This is a genomic window from Acidovorax sp. (assembly GCF_027492855.1).
Lineage (GTDB): Bacteria > Pseudomonadota > Gammaproteobacteria > Burkholderiales > Burkholderiaceae_C > Acidovorax.
In genome coordinates this window covers 86,637-101,512 of the sequence record NZ_JAPUDY010000008.1, presented here as the reverse complement: position 1 = coordinate 101,512, position 14,876 = coordinate 86,637, and the positions used below count along the sequence as shown (strand labels likewise).

The window sequence follows — 14,876 nt, the reverse complement described above, 5'->3', positions numbered from 1 at the left end:
TTCATGCAGAAATTTGACGAGATGTACGCCATGCTGCCTTTCGATGGCAGCGATGTGCGTGAACACTACAAGCGCTATGCGCAGTGGTTGAGCAAACAGCCCCCTGACGTGATGCAGGCCCGCCGGGCCGAGGCCGAGATGATCTTTCGGCGCGTTGGCATCACCTTTGCCGTCTATGGCGCCAAGGACGAGGGCGGCGCGGGCAACGAGCGGCTGATCCCGTTCGACCTGATCCCGCGCATCATCCCGGCCCACGAATGGAGCAGCATGCAGCAGGGCCTGGTGCAACGGGTTACGGCGCTCAACCGCTTCATCCACGACGTTTACCACGGACAGGACATCATCCGCGCAGGCATCGTGCCTTCCGACCTCATCCTCAACAACGCGCAGTACCGCCCCGAAATGGCGGGGGTGGATGTGCCGAAGAACATTTACGCACACATTGCGGGCATCGACATCGTGCGCGCCCCCAACGCGCAGGGCGAAGGCGAGTATTACGTGCTGGAGGACAACCTGCGCGTGCCCAGCGGCGTGAGCTACATGCTGGAAAACCGCAAGATGATGATGCGGCTTTTTCCCGAGCTGTTCAGCCTGCACAAGGTGGCGCCCGTGGCGCACTACCCCGACATGCTGCTCGAAACCCTGCGCGCCAGCGCCCCCGGCACGGCCGATGAGCCCACGGTGGTGGTGCTTACGCCCGGCATGCACAACAGCGCGTACTTCGAGCACGCCTTTCTTGCGCAGCAGATGGGGGTGGAGCTGGTCGAGGGACAGGATCTGATCGTCAAGGACAAGTTCGTCTATATGCGCACCACGCGTGGCCTGCAGCGGGTGGACGTGATTTACCGCCGTGTGGACGACGACTTCCTCGACCCGCAGGTTTTTCGCCGCAACTCCACGCTGGGCTGCCACGGCCTGATGGACGCCTATCGCGCGGGCAACGTGGGTATCTGCAACGCTGTGGGCACGGGTGTGGCCGACGATAAATCGGTCTACCCCTACGTGCCCGAGATGATCCGCTTCTACCTGGGCGAGGAGCCCATCCTCAAGAACGTGCCCACCTGGATGTGCCGCAAGCAGGACGACCTGCAGCATGTGCTGGCCAACCTGAAAGACCTGGTGGTCAAGGAGGTGCATGGCGCGGGCGGCTACGGCATGCTCATCGGCCCGGCGGCCACGCAGGCCGAGATCGAGGACTTCCGCCGCGCGCTGATCGCCAACCCGGCGGGCTACATCGCCCAGCCCACGCTGAGCCTGTCGAGCTGCCCTACCTATGTGGACGCTGGTATCGCCCCGCGCCACATCGACCTGCGCCCCTTCGTGCTCAGTGGGCGCGAGGTGCAGATGGCCGCAGGCGGCCTCACGCGCGTGGCGCTGCAGGAGGGCTCTCTGGTGGTCAACTCATCGCAGGGCGGTGGTACCAAGGACACCTGGGTGTTGGGCGAGGGCGCACAGCGAGTGCAGCCGCCTTCGCAGACCTTCTCGCAATCGCAGTCGATGGGCGGAATGACGCAAACACAGGAAGGATTTTGAGATGTTGAGCCGCACCGCCGATCATCTGTTTTGGATGTCCCGCTACACCGAGCGGGCTGAGAACACCGCCCGCATGCTCAACGTGAGCTACGAAACATCACTGCTGCCGCAGGCCGCCGACGTAGCGCAAAAAGGCTGGGAGGGGTTGCTGTCCATCAGCGAGCTGATCCCCGCCTACACCGCCAAGCACGGCGAGGTGATGCCCGCGCGCGTGCTCGAATTCATGGTGCGCGATGGCACCAACCCTTCATCCATCCTGTCATGCCTGCGTGCCGCGCGCGAGAACGCCCGTGCGGTGCGTGGGGCGCTGACCACCGAGGTGTGGGAGACGCAGAACCAGACCTGGCTGGAGCTGCACCGGCAGCTCGAAGGCGGCGCCTTCGAGCGCGACCCCGGCCAGTTCTTTGAATGGGTGAAATACCGCTCGCATCTCTCGCGCGGCGTGGTGCTGGGCACCATGCTGCAGGACGAGGCTTTCCACTTCCTGCGCATGGGCACCTTTCTGGAGCGCGCCGACAACACGGCGCGCCTGCTGGATGTGAAGTTCCACGCGGTTGAGCACGACTTTTTTGGCCGTGCCAGCGAGCGCAACCAGGAGAGCGACTTCTACCACTGGAGCTCCATCCTGCGCAGCGTCTCGGCGTTCGAGGTGTACCGCAAGGTCTATCGCGACGTGATCACGCCGGGCCGCGTGGCCGACCTGCTCATCCTGCGCCGCGACATGCCGCGCTCGCTGCATGCCTGCATGCGCGAAGTGGTGGACAACCTGGCGGTGCTGGCCAATGGGCAGTCGGCAGAAACGAGTCGCCGGGCGGGGCGCCTGCTGTCCGACCTGCAGTACGGCCGCATTGACGAAATTTTGGCGACGGGGCTGCACGCGTTTCTCACGCAGTTCCTCGACCGCGTCAACGACCTGGGTGGCGGTATCAGCCGCAACTTCCTGGTGACTGCGGGGGATTGATACGGATTCACGTTCGATCCATAAAAAACCCCCGTTCACGCTGAGCGTGAACGGGGGTTTTTATGTCTGAATGCGTATTGCTATGAGGGGCTGCAGGCAGCGAGTTACTCCAGCCCGTTGCGCTTTTGATCGCGCAGCATGAAGAGGTAAAGGCTTTCGACCTTCTCGCGCGCCCATGGCGTCTTGCGCAAAAACTTGAGGCTGGAGCCCACGCTGGGGTCGCTTTGAAAGCAGCGGATGGGGATCTGTCGGCCCAGTTCGTCCCAGCCAAAATAGTCTGCCAGCGCCACCACCATGGCTTCCAGGGTCACGCCGTGCAGCGGGTTGCGCGGTTGTTTGGCCGGAGTGTGTGGCGCCGGGGGGGCATCTGTTGGCTGCGGGGCGGTGCTCGCAAGGTCTGCAGCGGAGGCGGGTGTGGGCTCGGTGGCGTTCATGGGTGCCAAGCATAAAGCCGCGCGGCGTTGGGGGCGGGCTTGGCCGTGTCAGCCCACCTCTGGCGCACGGCTTTTGCGCTGAAACAGTTCGGCGACCCAGTCCACGAACGCGCGCACCTTTGCGCTCAGGTGCCGATTGGGGGGGTACACCACGTACACAGGCAGCGGCGGCTGGTTCCAATCGGGCAGCAGTTGCACCAGCGTGCCACGTTTCAGGTGGCGTTCTGCCTGCACGTCTGCAATCTGCCCAATGCCCAGCCCCGCCACCACCGAGGCCACATAGGCATTGGCTTCGTTCACGCTCAATTGGTAGGGGCCCGAGATGTCGATGGACTCGGCGCCCTGGCGGAACTCCAGCGGGTAGTGCCGGCCGGTGTGCGGAGAGAAAAAAAGCAGGCTGACGTGTTTGTCCTCGATCTCCAGCGGGTGCGCGGGCGTGCCTTTGCGCGCCAGGTAGGTCGGCGAGGCCACGGTGATGAATTTCAGGTTGCCGATGCGCCGCGCAACCAGCGATTGGTCGTTGAGCTCGCCGACGCGGATCACGCAGTCCACGTTGTCGCCGATCAGGTCCACGATGCGGTCGCTGACACCCAGGTCCACCTGGATGTCGGGGTAGAGCTCGTGAAACTCCGCCAGATTCGGAATGATGAGCAACTGGGCCATCGAGGTGCCCACATCGATGCGCAGGCGCCCGCGTGGGTTGGCGCGCGCGTTGGTCACGCTGGCCTCAATATCGTCCAGATCGGTCAACAGGCGCACCGTGCGGTCGTAGTAGGCGGCGCCGTCGGGTGTCACCGTCACGCGGCGCGTGGTGCGGTTGAGCAGCTTCACGCGCAGGCGCGCCTCCAGCGCCTGCACATGCTTGGTGACCGTGGCTTTGGGCAATGACAACGAATCGGCCGCCCTGGTGAACGTGCCGGCCTCCACCACCCGCACGAATATGCGCATGGCCTGTATCTGGTCCATGGCGTCTCTCCTTGAATTTGAAACTCCGGGGCATTCTCACATGGCCAAACCATTTGATTGTTGGAGTTTTGGAAACAATGCGGTGATGTTTGGCCTGTTTATCCCAGAGGGTCAAGCCACTACCATTTAGTCCATCGTTCATTCATTGGGTACATGCCATGCAGCCCGTCCGCACACACTCACCAGCCTCCACCGCTTCGCCCGCGATTGCATCCGCCCAGGTATCGAAGGCGCCTCCGGTCTGCTCCGACTGCACCATTGAGATGGCCAATGGGCAGAAGGTGGCCGTGCGCGTGTATGGCCGCAAGAAGGCCGGGCAGGTGTCTCCTGTGGTTGTGCATTTTCATGGCGGCGCATTCGTGTCGGGTGATCTGGACAACGGTTGCGCCGTGGCCTCGCTGCTGGAAGGCGTGGGCGCGGTTGTGGTCTCGGTGGCGTACCCGCTCACACCGTTTCCCCAGCCTGTGGATGCAGGGTATGAAGTGCTCAAGTGGGTGCACCGCAACCGCACCAAGCTGGGCGGGCAGGGCGCTTTGGTCTATCTCGCGGGCGAAGAAGCGGGTGGCAACCTGGCTGCCGCGGTAGGCCTGATGGCTCGCGACCAATTGCACCCGCCGCTGGCTGGGCAGATTTTGCTGTCTCCCATGCTCGACCCCTGCGCGGGCACGGCCTCGCTGCGCGAGGCCACGGGCGATGCCACCGGTTGCAAATGGGCGGAAGGCTGGCGCAATTTTCTGCGCCACCCGCGCGATGCGGAGCACCCCTACGCCGTGCCTGCGGGCGCACTCCGTCTGGCGGGCCTGCCGCCCACGCTGGTGCTGGTGGGCGACACCGACCCCATGCACGATGAGGCGCTGGCCTATGCCGCCCGCCTGGAATCGGCTGGCTTGCGGGTCACATGCCATGTGTTTTCGAAAACGGCGCAGTGGCCTGATGCCCTGCTGCAGACCGGCAAGCGCGAATGCCCATGTGCCGATGGCACGCAGGAGCAGTTCCGCCTCTTCTTCGCCGCCACCCGAAGCCCTGCGCAGTCTTGAGCGCGTTCAAGGCCAGCGAGGGCCCCGCGGGCTTGCAACAAAGCGGGCGCCAGTGGCAGAGCGGTGATCGTTGGCAACCCTTCGCCAGCCGTCACCGGCCAAGACATAGCCAACCCGCATGGCGAGGCATTCCAGACCTTGGCCTGCGGGCCTGCGCGCTGGCGCCTATAGTGTGTGGTTTGCGTCTGGTCTGGCCAGGCGTTGCCCGCTTTACCGTTCGTCATCAGGAGCCTTTTGCATGAGCAGCTATCCCAGCACCCAACTTTTCATCGCCGGTCAGTGGCAGGACGCCGCCGATGGCAAAACCATCGCCGTGTTCAACCCCGCCACCGGCAAGGAAATCGGCCGCGTGGCCCACGCCAGCAAGGTGGATCTGGACCTGGCGCTTGCTGCCGCCCAAAAGGGCTTTGAAGCTTGGCGCGACATCCCCGCCGCCGAGCGCGCCAAGACCATGCGCCGCGCCGCTGCGCTGATGCGCGAACGCGCCGAGGCGATTGCCGCCGTCATGGTTCAGGAGCAGGGCAAGCCCCTGGCTGAAGCCAAGGTCGAGACCATGGCATCGGCCGACATCATCGAATGGTTCGCCGACGAATCCCTGCGCGTGTATGGCCGCATCGTGCCATCGCGCAACCTCAAGGCCCAGCAGATGGTGCTGAAGGACCCCGTGGGCCCCGTGGCAGCATTCACGCCCTGGAACTTCCCCATCAACCAGGTGGTGCGCAAGCTGGCCGCCGCGCTGGCTGCAGGCTGCTCCATCCTGGTGAAGGCGCCGGAAGAAACCCCCGCCAGCCCGGCTGAGCTGATCCGCGCGTTTGCCGATGCGGGCGTGCCCGCAGGCACCGTGGGGCTGGTGTATGGCGACCCGGCAGAAATCTCCAACTACCTCATCCCGCACCCCGTCATCCGCAAGGTCACCTTCACCGGCTCCACCCCTGTTGGCAAGCAACTGGCGGCCCTGGCTGGCAAACACATGAAGCGCGTGACCATGGAACTGGGCGGCCATGCCCCCGTGATCATTGCGGAAGACGCCGACCTGGAGCTGGCCATCAAGATCGCAAGCGGCGCCAAGTTCCGCAACGCGGGCCAGGTCTGCATCTCGCCCACCCGCTACCTGGTGCATGAGAGCATCCGCGCCGACTTCGTGGCGGCCTTTGCCAAATATGCGCAGGGCCTGAAGGTGGGCGACGGCCTGACCGCTGGCACGCAGATGGGCCCCCTGGCCAACCCCCGCCGTATCACCGCCATGGCCGACCTGTTGGTCGATGCCGTGCAGCAGGGTGCGCAACTGGTGACGGGCGGCGAACGCATCGGCACCGAAGGCAACTTCTTCCAGCCCACCGTGCTCAACGATGTGCCCCTGTCGGCTCGCATCGTCAATGAAGAACCCTTCGGCCCCGTGGCCGCCGTGCGCGGGTTCGAGAAGATCGAAGACGCGATTGCCGAAGCCAACCGCCTGCCGTTCGGCCTGGCGGGCTATGCCTTCACCCGCTCGCTGAAAAATGCACACCTGCTGGCCCAGCGCCTGGAAGTGGGCATGTTGTGGATCAACCAGGCCGCAGCCCCTGCCGCCGAGCTGCCGTTTGGTGGCTTGAAGGACTCGGGCTATGGCTCCGAAGGTGGCCCTGAAGCCATCGAGGCGCACATGAACACGCGCCTGGTGTCGATCATGAACGTGTGACGGGTTTGTTGCCGCAGTGGACGGACGAGGCCGGGGCTTTTGTCTGCGGCGCAATCCATCTCGCGCAGGGCAGTGATGGTGCGGCACGCGTGTAGCCGGTAGCCCTGGCGCCCGTGCCTCCAGTGGGTGCCCGTGCGGCACCCTCGGGCATCGCATTACCGGCCCCGGCCATCCTGTTCACCACATGGGTGGGTGAAAGCCCTGATTGTGATTTTGGTCACCATGCCCGGAAATAGGGGTATGGACTGCCCATCTTCACGTGACGCCTGTGTGTCCTTCCGCGGCGGTGTGCAACTCGCCAGCAAGCGCATGGCGCAGGCCATGCGCAACCGCGTTGAACTCGATGCGCTGCTGCTGGCATTCGGGTTGCAGAGTGACACGCGCACTGAAACGCTGCTCACCATGAGCGGCCATGTGCTGGTATGCACCCTCGCGCGCGACGCGGCGCAACGCTGGGCGCCTGAGCATGACACGCTGGACCTGCATCTGCGGGTACAAGAGACCTGGGTGGGCCTGGACGGGCCGCAGGCATTGGAGCGCGAGATCTTGATCGCGCTGCTCGCTTCGCCCGTAGGCTTTGGTTATCCCAGCGTGGATGCCCTCATGTCTCAGGTGCGGGTGCGCCGGAACATCGCCTTGGCTGCGCGCAAGACGGCGCTGGCATTCAAGACCGAGGCTGCCGAGCGGCCCGAGGCCTATTGGCACTACGACGAAGACAACGGCTTCCTGCTCCGCCGTGGTAGCCCGCTGATTGAGGCGCTGGTTTGTGCCACCCAGCCCGAGGCAACGGGCAAGCTCTACGATTTCTCGTGCTACCGCGCCACCGAATACGTGATCCTGCTGGGTATTGCAGAGGAGGTGGCCGAGCACCATCCACGCATGCTCGAGCAACTGCAGGTTCGCAACGAACAGCACGCCATACGGTCTGCACTGTTTCATGACGTCTTCCTGGTCGAGTACGGCAGCATGGAGCAGCCGCTTCCCGCACGCTACTACGTACCCGGCGACCGCCTGTGGTTTCGCAACCCTGATGAGCGCTCTTCGGATGTGACGGGCTACGAGGGTTCCTGGGTCATCTACATGGGCGGTGGTCTGTTCAGTAACTTCTGGCAGCGTGACCGGCCTTTCACGCTGGAGTCCAAGTGCCTTGAAATCTACCACTGGCGCCATGGTGTGGTGATGGATAACGCGGGTGAGTTGCAGATGGACGAGGCGCTGGTTGAGGCGTGCCTGCGGCGCACGCAGGCTGAGGCCGAGGCCTCGCAGCAAGTGTTGCAGCAGATGATGCGCATGCGCGATGCCCAGGGCGTCTATGCCGACGGTGGTTGCATTGACTGCACACGCGAATACCCGCGCGGAGTGGCGTCCAGCGCCTGCGAACTGGTGTTGCCGCCGTTGCCCCGGGCGTCCGTGGATGCCCCGTCCTCGCCCGCGCCGCAGTTTGCCGCCGTGGCAAGGGCTTTCCGCTGAGCCGGCGCGCCGGCTCAGGAAACTAACTGCAACGAAAAAGAACGGTGCTGCCTGCGCATTCCCGTGGGCGGTAGGGTCGGATTTGGTCAGAACGTATAGTCCTGCGACACCTGCAGGTTGCGTGGCTGGCCGGTCATGCCTTCACCACGCTGGGCATCAGAAAACAAAAGGCCTCTCTCGTGACCTCCGTCTCTCAACACTACGCCGGTTTTCTCGCGCCAATTTACGTCTGGATGGCCGGCGGCCTGGAGCATGCTTTTGCTTTGGGCGCGAGCGATGTTTCAGAATTCTTGGGCTCCGCTCGCTATGCCGTTGATTTGGGCGCGGGATTCGGAATGCACACGATTCCTCTGGCCCGGGCAGGAACATCCGTCCTGGCCGTGGACACGTCACAAGAGCTGCTTTCCCACCTCGCACTGTGCAGCCCAGGCCAGGCGGTGCAAATGGTTCAGGCGGACCTGCTCGACTTTCCATCCCACTTGCGCGACAGCCCCGACCTGATTCTGTGCATGGGAGATACGCTGACCCACCTTCCCACCCAGAGTCACGTCGAACAACTGATTCGTGCGGTTGCTGCCTCTCTGCGGCCCGGCGGCACGTTCCTCGCCACGTTTCGCGACTACCGAACCCTGCCAACAGGAGACAACAGGTTCATTCCGGTGCGCAGCGACGACTGCCGCATTCACACCTGCTATCTTGAAGAACTGCCCGAGCATGTGCTGGTCCACGACATTGTTCACGAACGTGACGGAGACCATTGGCGTATGCGGGTCAGCAGCTATCAGAAATGCCGCTTATACCCAGGGGCGATTGTTGCCATGGCCACGGATCTGGGTCTAACGTGCAGCGTTGAGCCTGGGCCAAGAGGAATGCTGAAGCTGCGCGCCGATGCCTGAGTGGTGTACATGGGTTTCGGCTGGTTCGGCGGAGAGCTAAAACTCCCACTAAGGATTCTCTGCACGAATCCTCAACGTCTGTGCTTGGTGAGTCCCCAAGCCCGGACAATACAGGCATGAAGCAAAGCAGCCTGGGCCTGAGCAACACCACCAAGCGCACCCGCAAGCGCGAATTTCTCGATTCGATGGAACTGGTGGTTCCCTGGGCTGAACTGGTCTCGCTGATCGAGCCCTACGCGCCCGAGAGCGGGCGCCGGGGCCAGCAGCCTTTTGCAGTGCAAACCTTGCTGCGCATCCACTTTATGCAGCAATGGTTCAAGCTCAGTGACCCGGCGATGGAAGAAGCCCTGCACGACGTGCCAGCCTTTCGGGACTTCGCAGGCCTGTCCCGCTGGGACGAACACATCCCCAGTGAATCGAGCATCCTGCGCTTTAGGCACATGCTGGAGCGCCACAAGCTGGCAGATCAGATCCTGGACACGGTCAATGCCGTACTACAAGCCAAAGGGCTGCAGCTCAAAGCAGGCACGGTGGTGGATGCCACGCTGATTGCCGCTCCCAGTTCCACCAAGAACCAAAGCGGCGAGCGCGATCCAGAGATGCACCAAAGCAAGAAGGGCAACCAATGGTACTTTGGGATGAAGGCCCACATTGGTGTGGATGCAGACTCAGGCCTGGTGCATACGGTGCGGGGCACCAGTGGCAACGTGGGTGACGTGGTGCAAGCCAACAGCCTGCTACACGGGCAGGAGACAGACGCCTTTGGTGATGCGGGCTACCAGGGGGCGGACAAGCGGCCTGACGCCACAGAGGACGTACGCTGGCACATTGCCATGAAGCGCAGCAAGCGCCAGGCACTGGACAAAGACAACGCAGTGGATGCCTTGATCGAGCAGCACGAGAAGATCAAGGCCAGCATTCGGGCCAAGGTGGAACATCCCTTCAGAGTGCTCAAGCAGCAATTCGGGTACGTGAAGGTGCGTTACCGGGGGCTCAAGAAGAACACGGCGCAGATCGTCACGCTGTTTGCGCTCTCAAACCTGTGGATGGCAAGGCACAAGTTGATGGCGATGGGGCAGGTGCGCGTCCAAGGGGCGTAAGACCCCAAGACCGAGGGCAAATGGCCCCTGCGCGGCACCCGCACGGGTGCTGAGCCCACCGAATTACGCAAGGCGAACGCAGTTTTAGCTCGGGCTCCGTGGTGGCACAGTCACAACCGATTCGTGAAGAGCTTCCCTAAGGCGTACGCATAGCCAGAAAAACCCGGTTCACAATCAAACCGTGGCTTGGAGCTTGCTCCTGTTTTGATAGCTTCTTGCGCTTATCTAATAAGCGCAAGAGCCCATTCTGGCTTGAAGTTCTTCAGGCCAGAATCTTCCAACCACTTCAGAACCGGTACGTCGACGTCAGCGTGTACGTTCGCGCCTGCCCATAGAAACAATCACCCCGCGCCAGGCACTGGGTGATGTGCACCTTGTCCGTCAGGTTGACCACGTTGAAGGCCACGCGCCAGTCGCCTGCGTCGTAGGCGACCATGGCGTCGGCCAGGGTGGCGGCGGGCGTGCTGATGGCGCTGGTGCCGCTCCATTGCGAGCCGGTGTGGCGTACGCCCGCGCCCACTGTCCAGCCGCCGCGGCCCGTGCTGGCAAAGCGGTGGCTCAGCCAGGCCGATGCGGTGTGTTTGGGCACGCTGGCCACGGGCAGGCCCTGGTCGCCCGCGTTGCTGCGGCTGATTTTGGCGTCGGTGAAGGCGTAGCCTACGGTGAAGTCCCACTGGCGCGCCAGGCTGGCTTGCACCTCAGCCTCGAAGCCCTTGACCTTGACCTCGCCGATCTGCAGGCTGTTGAGCGGGTTGGTTGGGTCGGAGGTCTTGCGGTTCTTCTCGCGCAGTTGGTACACGGCGGCGAAGGCGCTGATGCCTTGGCCGGGCGGCTGCCACTTCACGCCCGCCTCCCATTGCTCGCCGCGCTGGGGCTTGAAGGGGGTGCCGTAAGCGTTGGCGCCGCCCAGCGGCTGGAAGGATTCGGAGTAGCCTGCATAGGGCGCCCAGCCACCGTCCATCTGGTAGGTGACGCCAGCGCGTTTACTCCAGGCTTTGTCGCTCACCGCTGAAGCGGGGCGGCCTTCCGTGTCGCTCTTGGCGTTGTCGTGGCGCAGGCCCAGGGTGGCCGTGAAGCGGCCCCACTTGATCTGGTCCTGGGCGTAGAAGCCCAACTGGCGCTGCGCCACGCTGGGCAAACGTGCCAGGGCGGATGCCGACGGCGCTGTGAAGTTGCCGTACACGGGGTTGTAGACGTCGATGGCGGGCGCCACTGACCGCCAGTTTTGCTGGCCCCAGTGGTTGCGCTGCACGTCCAGGCCACCGAGCACGGTGTGTTCGGTGTCACCCCAGCGCAGCTTGCCCTCGACCTGTGTATCGACCAGCAGCATGCGCGCGTTGCCCAGCGTCCACGAGGCATCGCGCAGCACGGTGCGGTTGTCGGCGTTGAATACGGGGCGGCTGGGGCGGCCCTGAGCGGCATTGGCCGTAAAGCTGGTGTACAGCGTGCGGTAGTCCACGTTGCTTACGCTGCGGCGCAGGTTCTGACGCACGGTCCAGGCGCTGTCGATCTGGTGGCTGAAAAGGTAGCCCCAGGACGTGCCTTCGGAGTTGTAGCGGTCCCAGCCTGGCTCGCTGATGAAGGTGGAAGTAGGAATCTGCCCAAAGCGGTTGGGCAACTGCGTGCCCTGCCAGGGGAAGAAGCCGATCAGCGATCCGCTCTTGTCCTTTTGGTGCGTGAGCTGCAGCGTGAGCGACGTGGCTGCGCTGGGTTTCCAGGTCACGGTGGGGGCGATCACCACACGGTCGTCGCGCACATGGTCTACCTGCGTGTCGCTGTCGCGGCCCACGGCGACCAGGCGGTAGAGCCATTCGCCATCCTGCGTGAGCTTGCCGGTCATATCGGTGGCGATTTGTTTGCGTGCGTTGCTGCCCAGTTGCACCTGCACTTCACGCAGGGTTTCGGCCTGTGGGCGTTTGCTGGTGAGGTTGAGCACGCCACCCACGCTGCCCTGGCCATACAGCACCGACGAGGGGCCGCGCAGGAACTCGACACGCTCCAGCGTGTACGGGTCAGGCCGGGTGTCGTTCCAGTAGCCGATGAAGCGCACCATGCCATCGAGGTATTGCGTTACGTCGCCGCCGCGTGCCTTGAAGCTGTCCTGGCGGCTGTCGAAATAGTTCGACACCGCCCCTGCCGTGTACGCCGTGACCTGGCGCAGCGTTTGCACGCCCTGGGCTTCCATCTGGTCGCGGGTGATTACGCTGATGGCCTGCGGGGTTTCGATGAGGGGCGTGTCGGTTTTGGTGGCCGACAGCGCGCGCTTGGCTACAAAACCTGTGACGGGGGCGGTGGGGCTTTCGCGCTCGTTGCCCGCACTCACGGTGACGGGTGCCAGGGCTTTTTCGGCGGTGGGGGCTGCGGTGCCCGCGGGCGTGGCTTGTTGTGCCTGTGCGGCGCCGCACAGTGTAAGCAGTGCCGCGTGCGCGATGGCGGTGCGGCAGGCGGTGAGGCCAGGTTTCATGGCGCTATCTTTCCGAGGGTTAGAAAAAGAAAAAAGGGGCAGTGGCTGGGCGCGTGCGCTGTCATCAGAACGTGTAGTCCAGCGACACCTGCAGGCTGCGCGGTTGGCCGGGCGAGACGGAACCAAAGCCTGCGGCGGTGGCGGAGCCGTCGATGTAGTAGCGGCGGTTGCCAGCGTTTTTGAGGTTGGCCTGCAGCCGCACGCCGCCCGCAAACTGGTAGCCCACGGCCAGGTCCACCACGGTGTAGCCGGGCAGGCGCCACTTGTTGTCGTTGGCGGTGAACTTGTCGCCCTGGTGCACCAGGCCGCCGCCCACCCACAGGCCGGGCAGTTGCGGCACGCGGTATTGCGTCCACAGCGATGCAGTGCGGCGCGTGGCTCTCTCGACGCGGTTGCCCACGTTGGTGCCCGCCGTGGTGTCGGCCAGCACCTTGGGGTCGTGGAAGCTGGTTTGGGCGGTCACCGTCCAGCCGGGGGTGATGCGGCCTTGCAGCTCCAGCTCGATGCCCTTGACGCGCTGGCGCGCCGTGAGCACCGAGTAGCCGGGGTGCGCCGGGTCGTTGGCGGGGGCGTTGGTCAACTCCAGGTCGAAGGCCGACACGGTGGTCATCAGGCGCTGGTTCAGCCATTCTTGCTTCCAGCCCACTTCAAACTGCTTGCCCTCTGACGGCGGCGCGGCGCGGTCGCCCCAGAGCAAGGTGCCGGAGTTGGCCTGGAACGAGCGCGCATGGCTTGCATAGAACATGCTGCCTGCGCGGGGCTCCCAACTGAGCGCTGCGCTGGGCTGGGTCTTGTTGACGTCGGTGGCGGGCTTTGTGTAGGCGTCCTTGAGGCGGTCATGGCGCAGGCCCAGCAGCAAACCGAAGTCGCCCAGCACCATGCGGTCTTGCACGAACACGCCGGTGTTGCGTGCGTCCGATGCCAGCCGAGGCACGCCGGTGGCGGCCACGGGCGGCACCCGGCCCGCGACGGGGTTGTACAGGTCGATGGGGCCCAGGTTGCCGGTGGCGCGCGCGCCGTAGATGCCCTGGATACTGCGCCAGTCCATGCCCGCCAGCAGCGTGTGCTGCACCGGGCCGGTCTGCACCTTGGCCCGCAGCTCGGCCAGTGCGGTGTCGGACGGATATTCTTGCCCTGGCGCGATAAAGTAGCCGCGCGCTACCTTGCCGTTGGTCACGGGGCCTATGGGCGATGGCAGTTTCACGTTGCGGTGGGTCTCGTTGCGCGAGAGGTACACCCGGCCTTCCAGCCCGTTGGCAAAGCGGTGCTGCAGTTCGGTGGAATAAAAGCGCAGATTGCCGTCGGTGGTCAGCCAGCGTTCGCCGTAGAAGGCGCCCACGGGCAGCGTGTCGGCGCTGCGCGGGTTCTTGGGGTCGGGCACCGCCAGGCCTGCGACGGAAATGCCTTCAATGCTTTGGGTCTCGGCCTGTGCGCGCCAGACGGTGTCGGGCGTGACCTGCCACTCCAGGCTGCCCGCCACGCCTTGTTTGCGCGGTGTGTTGCCATCCACAAAACTGCCGCCCCGGCTGGCGCCGCCGTCCAGCCGGTAGCGCAGCGTGCGATCGGCATTGAGCGGGCCGGTCAGGTCGAACTCGGCACTGCGCCAGCCGTAACTGCCTGCGCCCATCTTCACGGTGCGCAGCGGATCGGCCTGGGGCCGCTTGCTCACATAGTTGACGAGGCCGCCGGGGGCCACCTGGCCGAACTCCAGTGCGGCCGGGCCTTTGATGACTTCCACACGCTCGATGTTGAACAGCGGTGGGTCGAGCAGGTGAACGAACTTGGCGCCGTCGCGCAGGTAGTTGTAGGTGTTGTTGGCCCACAGCCCCCGAATGGCGAACTGCGAATACGAGCCGAAATACTCGCTGCGCGAGGACACGCCTGAGGCGTTGCGCAGCACGTCGCGCTCGGTGGTGGCCATTTGCTGCTCCAGCAGTGCGCCGTCGATCACGCTCACCGAGCGCGGCGTCTCCAGCACCGACAGGCCCAGGCGCGAGCTGCTTTGCGCGCGGCGCGCAGGCGTGGCAGCCGCGCCAGCGGTGGAATCGACGACATCCACCTGCCGCAGCGAGGGGGCGGGCGTTGTGGTTGCTGTTGCTGACGTGTCGGTGGGGGTTGGCGCTGCGCTGGTTTGCGCCAGTGCGCTGCCGCACACAGCAAGCAGTGCGGCCTGGGCAACGGCAGTGCGCAGGAGATTGGGTTGGATCATTTTGCTATCTATTTGGTAGCTATCTGCGCTCTTCTATCAAGCGCCAGATGCCGATGAGAGCTGATTGGCTACATGTCTCAGAGACCCCAGCATCCGTTCGGGCTGAGCCCGTCGAAGCCAGGGCTTGC

Annotated in this window: 11 protein-coding genes; 7 read left to right on the top strand and 4 right to left on the bottom strand. The window is 64.3% G+C overall.

Annotated features, from left to right (window positions below; translation table 11 throughout):
* Window positions 1-3 precede the first annotated feature (3 nt).
* Together Q0105_RS01345 and Q0105_RS01340 are read left to right on the top strand one after the other, a co-directional pair.
* Window positions 4-1,533, top strand: a complete 1,530-nt coding sequence (locus Q0105_RS01345) for a circularly permuted type 2 ATP-grasp protein (protein WP_298207942.1) — start codon at window positions 4-6, stop codon at window positions 1,531-1,533.
* Between the two features lies 1 nt (window position 1,534).
* On the top strand, window positions 1,535-2,494 hold the full coding sequence (locus tag Q0105_RS01340; protein WP_298207940.1) for an alpha-E domain-containing protein: 960 nt from the start codon (window positions 1,535-1,537) through the stop codon (window positions 2,492-2,494).
* Window positions 2,495-2,598: 104 nt separating this feature from the next.
* Here the strand turns inward: Q0105_RS01340 and Q0105_RS01335 are convergent, their stop codons facing one another.
* Together Q0105_RS01335 and Q0105_RS01330 are read right to left on the bottom strand one after the other, a co-directional pair.
* Window positions 2,599-2,928, bottom strand: a complete 330-nt coding sequence (locus Q0105_RS01335) for a VF530 family protein (protein ID WP_298207938.1) — start codon at window positions 2,926-2,928, stop codon at window positions 2,599-2,601.
* Window positions 2,929-2,976: 48 nt separating this feature from the next.
* Window positions 2,977-3,894, bottom strand: a complete 918-nt coding sequence (locus Q0105_RS01330; protein WP_298207936.1) for a LysR family transcriptional regulator — start codon at window positions 3,892-3,894, stop codon at window positions 2,977-2,979.
* Window positions 3,895-4,052: 158 nt separating this feature from the next.
* Here Q0105_RS01330 and Q0105_RS01325 point away from each other — a divergent pair, with 158 nt between their 5' ends.
* The 5 genes from Q0105_RS01325 (at window position 4,053) to Q0105_RS01305 (ending at window position 10,075) form a co-directional block, all read left to right on the top strand.
* On the top strand, window positions 4,053-4,931 hold the full coding sequence (locus Q0105_RS01325) for an alpha/beta hydrolase (protein WP_298207934.1): 879 nt from the start codon (window positions 4,053-4,055) through the stop codon (window positions 4,929-4,931).
* Window positions 4,932-5,169: 238 nt separating this feature from the next.
* Window positions 5,170-6,609, top strand: coding sequence for an NAD-dependent succinate-semialdehyde dehydrogenase (locus Q0105_RS01320; RefSeq protein WP_298207932.1), 1,440 nt, complete (start codon window positions 5,170-5,172; stop codon window positions 6,607-6,609).
* 240 nt (window positions 6,610-6,849) lie between these two features.
* Window positions 6,850-8,079: a hypothetical protein gene (locus tag Q0105_RS01315; protein WP_298207930.1), complete on the top strand. Its 1,230-nt coding sequence runs from the start codon at window positions 6,850-6,852 to the stop codon at window positions 8,077-8,079.
* A 179-nt stretch (window positions 8,080-8,258) separates the two neighbouring features.
* Window positions 8,259-8,975, top strand: coding sequence for a class I SAM-dependent methyltransferase (locus tag Q0105_RS01310; RefSeq protein ID WP_298207928.1), 717 nt, complete (start codon window positions 8,259-8,261; stop codon window positions 8,973-8,975).
* Between the two features lie 116 nt (window positions 8,976-9,091).
* Window positions 9,092-10,075 (top strand): IS5 family transposase, encoded by a 984-nt coding sequence (locus Q0105_RS01305; protein ID WP_298207926.1) that lies wholly within the window; start codon window positions 9,092-9,094, stop codon window positions 10,073-10,075.
* Between the two features lie 286 nt (window positions 10,076-10,361).
* Here Q0105_RS01305 and Q0105_RS01300 read toward each other — a convergent pair whose 3' ends face one another.
* A complete protein-coding gene (locus Q0105_RS01300) occupies window positions 10,362-12,539 on the bottom strand; it encodes a TonB-dependent siderophore receptor (protein ID WP_298207924.1) in 2,178 nt (725 codons plus the stop codon).
* A 64-nt stretch (window positions 12,540-12,603) separates the two neighbouring features.
* The gene (locus Q0105_RS01295; RefSeq protein ID WP_298207922.1) at window positions 12,604-14,748 is read right to left on the bottom strand and encodes a TonB-dependent siderophore receptor; all 2,145 of its coding nucleotides are present in this window, start codon (window positions 14,746-14,748) and stop codon (window positions 12,604-12,606) included.
* Window positions 14,749-14,876: the final 128 nt, after the last annotated feature.

What these genes read in the sequence shown, in the direction of transcription:
- Q0105_RS01345 (WP_298207942.1), top strand. Translation starts at nt 4, where the DNA reads ATGCAGAAATTTGACGAGATGTACGCCATGCTGCCTTTCGATGGCAGC.
- Q0105_RS01340 (WP_298207940.1), top strand. Translation starts at nt 1,535, where the DNA reads ATGTTGAGCCGCACCGCCGATCATCTGTTTTGGATGTCCCGCTACACC.
- Q0105_RS01300 (WP_298207924.1), bottom strand. Translation starts at nt 12,539, where the DNA reads ATGAAACCTGGCCTCACCGCCTGCCGCACCGCCATCGCGCACGCGGCA.
- Q0105_RS01315 (WP_298207930.1), top strand. Translation starts at nt 6,850, where the DNA reads ATGGACTGCCCATCTTCACGTGACGCCTGTGTGTCCTTCCGCGGCGGT.
- Q0105_RS01320 (WP_298207932.1), top strand. Translation starts at nt 5,170, where the DNA reads ATGAGCAGCTATCCCAGCACCCAACTTTTCATCGCCGGTCAGTGGCAG.
- Q0105_RS01295 (WP_298207922.1), bottom strand. Translation starts at nt 14,748, where the DNA reads ATGATCCAACCCAATCTCCTGCGCACTGCCGTTGCCCAGGCCGCACTG.
- Q0105_RS01325 (WP_298207934.1), top strand. Translation starts at nt 4,053, where the DNA reads ATGCAGCCCGTCCGCACACACTCACCAGCCTCCACCGCTTCGCCCGCG.
- Q0105_RS01330 (WP_298207936.1), bottom strand. Translation starts at nt 3,894, where the DNA reads ATGGACCAGATACAGGCCATGCGCATATTCGTGCGGGTGGTGGAGGCC.
- Q0105_RS01335 (WP_298207938.1), bottom strand. Translation starts at nt 2,928, where the DNA reads ATGAACGCCACCGAGCCCACACCCGCCTCCGCTGCAGACCTTGCGAGC.
- Q0105_RS01305 (WP_298207926.1), top strand. Translation starts at nt 9,092, where the DNA reads ATGAAGCAAAGCAGCCTGGGCCTGAGCAACACCACCAAGCGCACCCGC.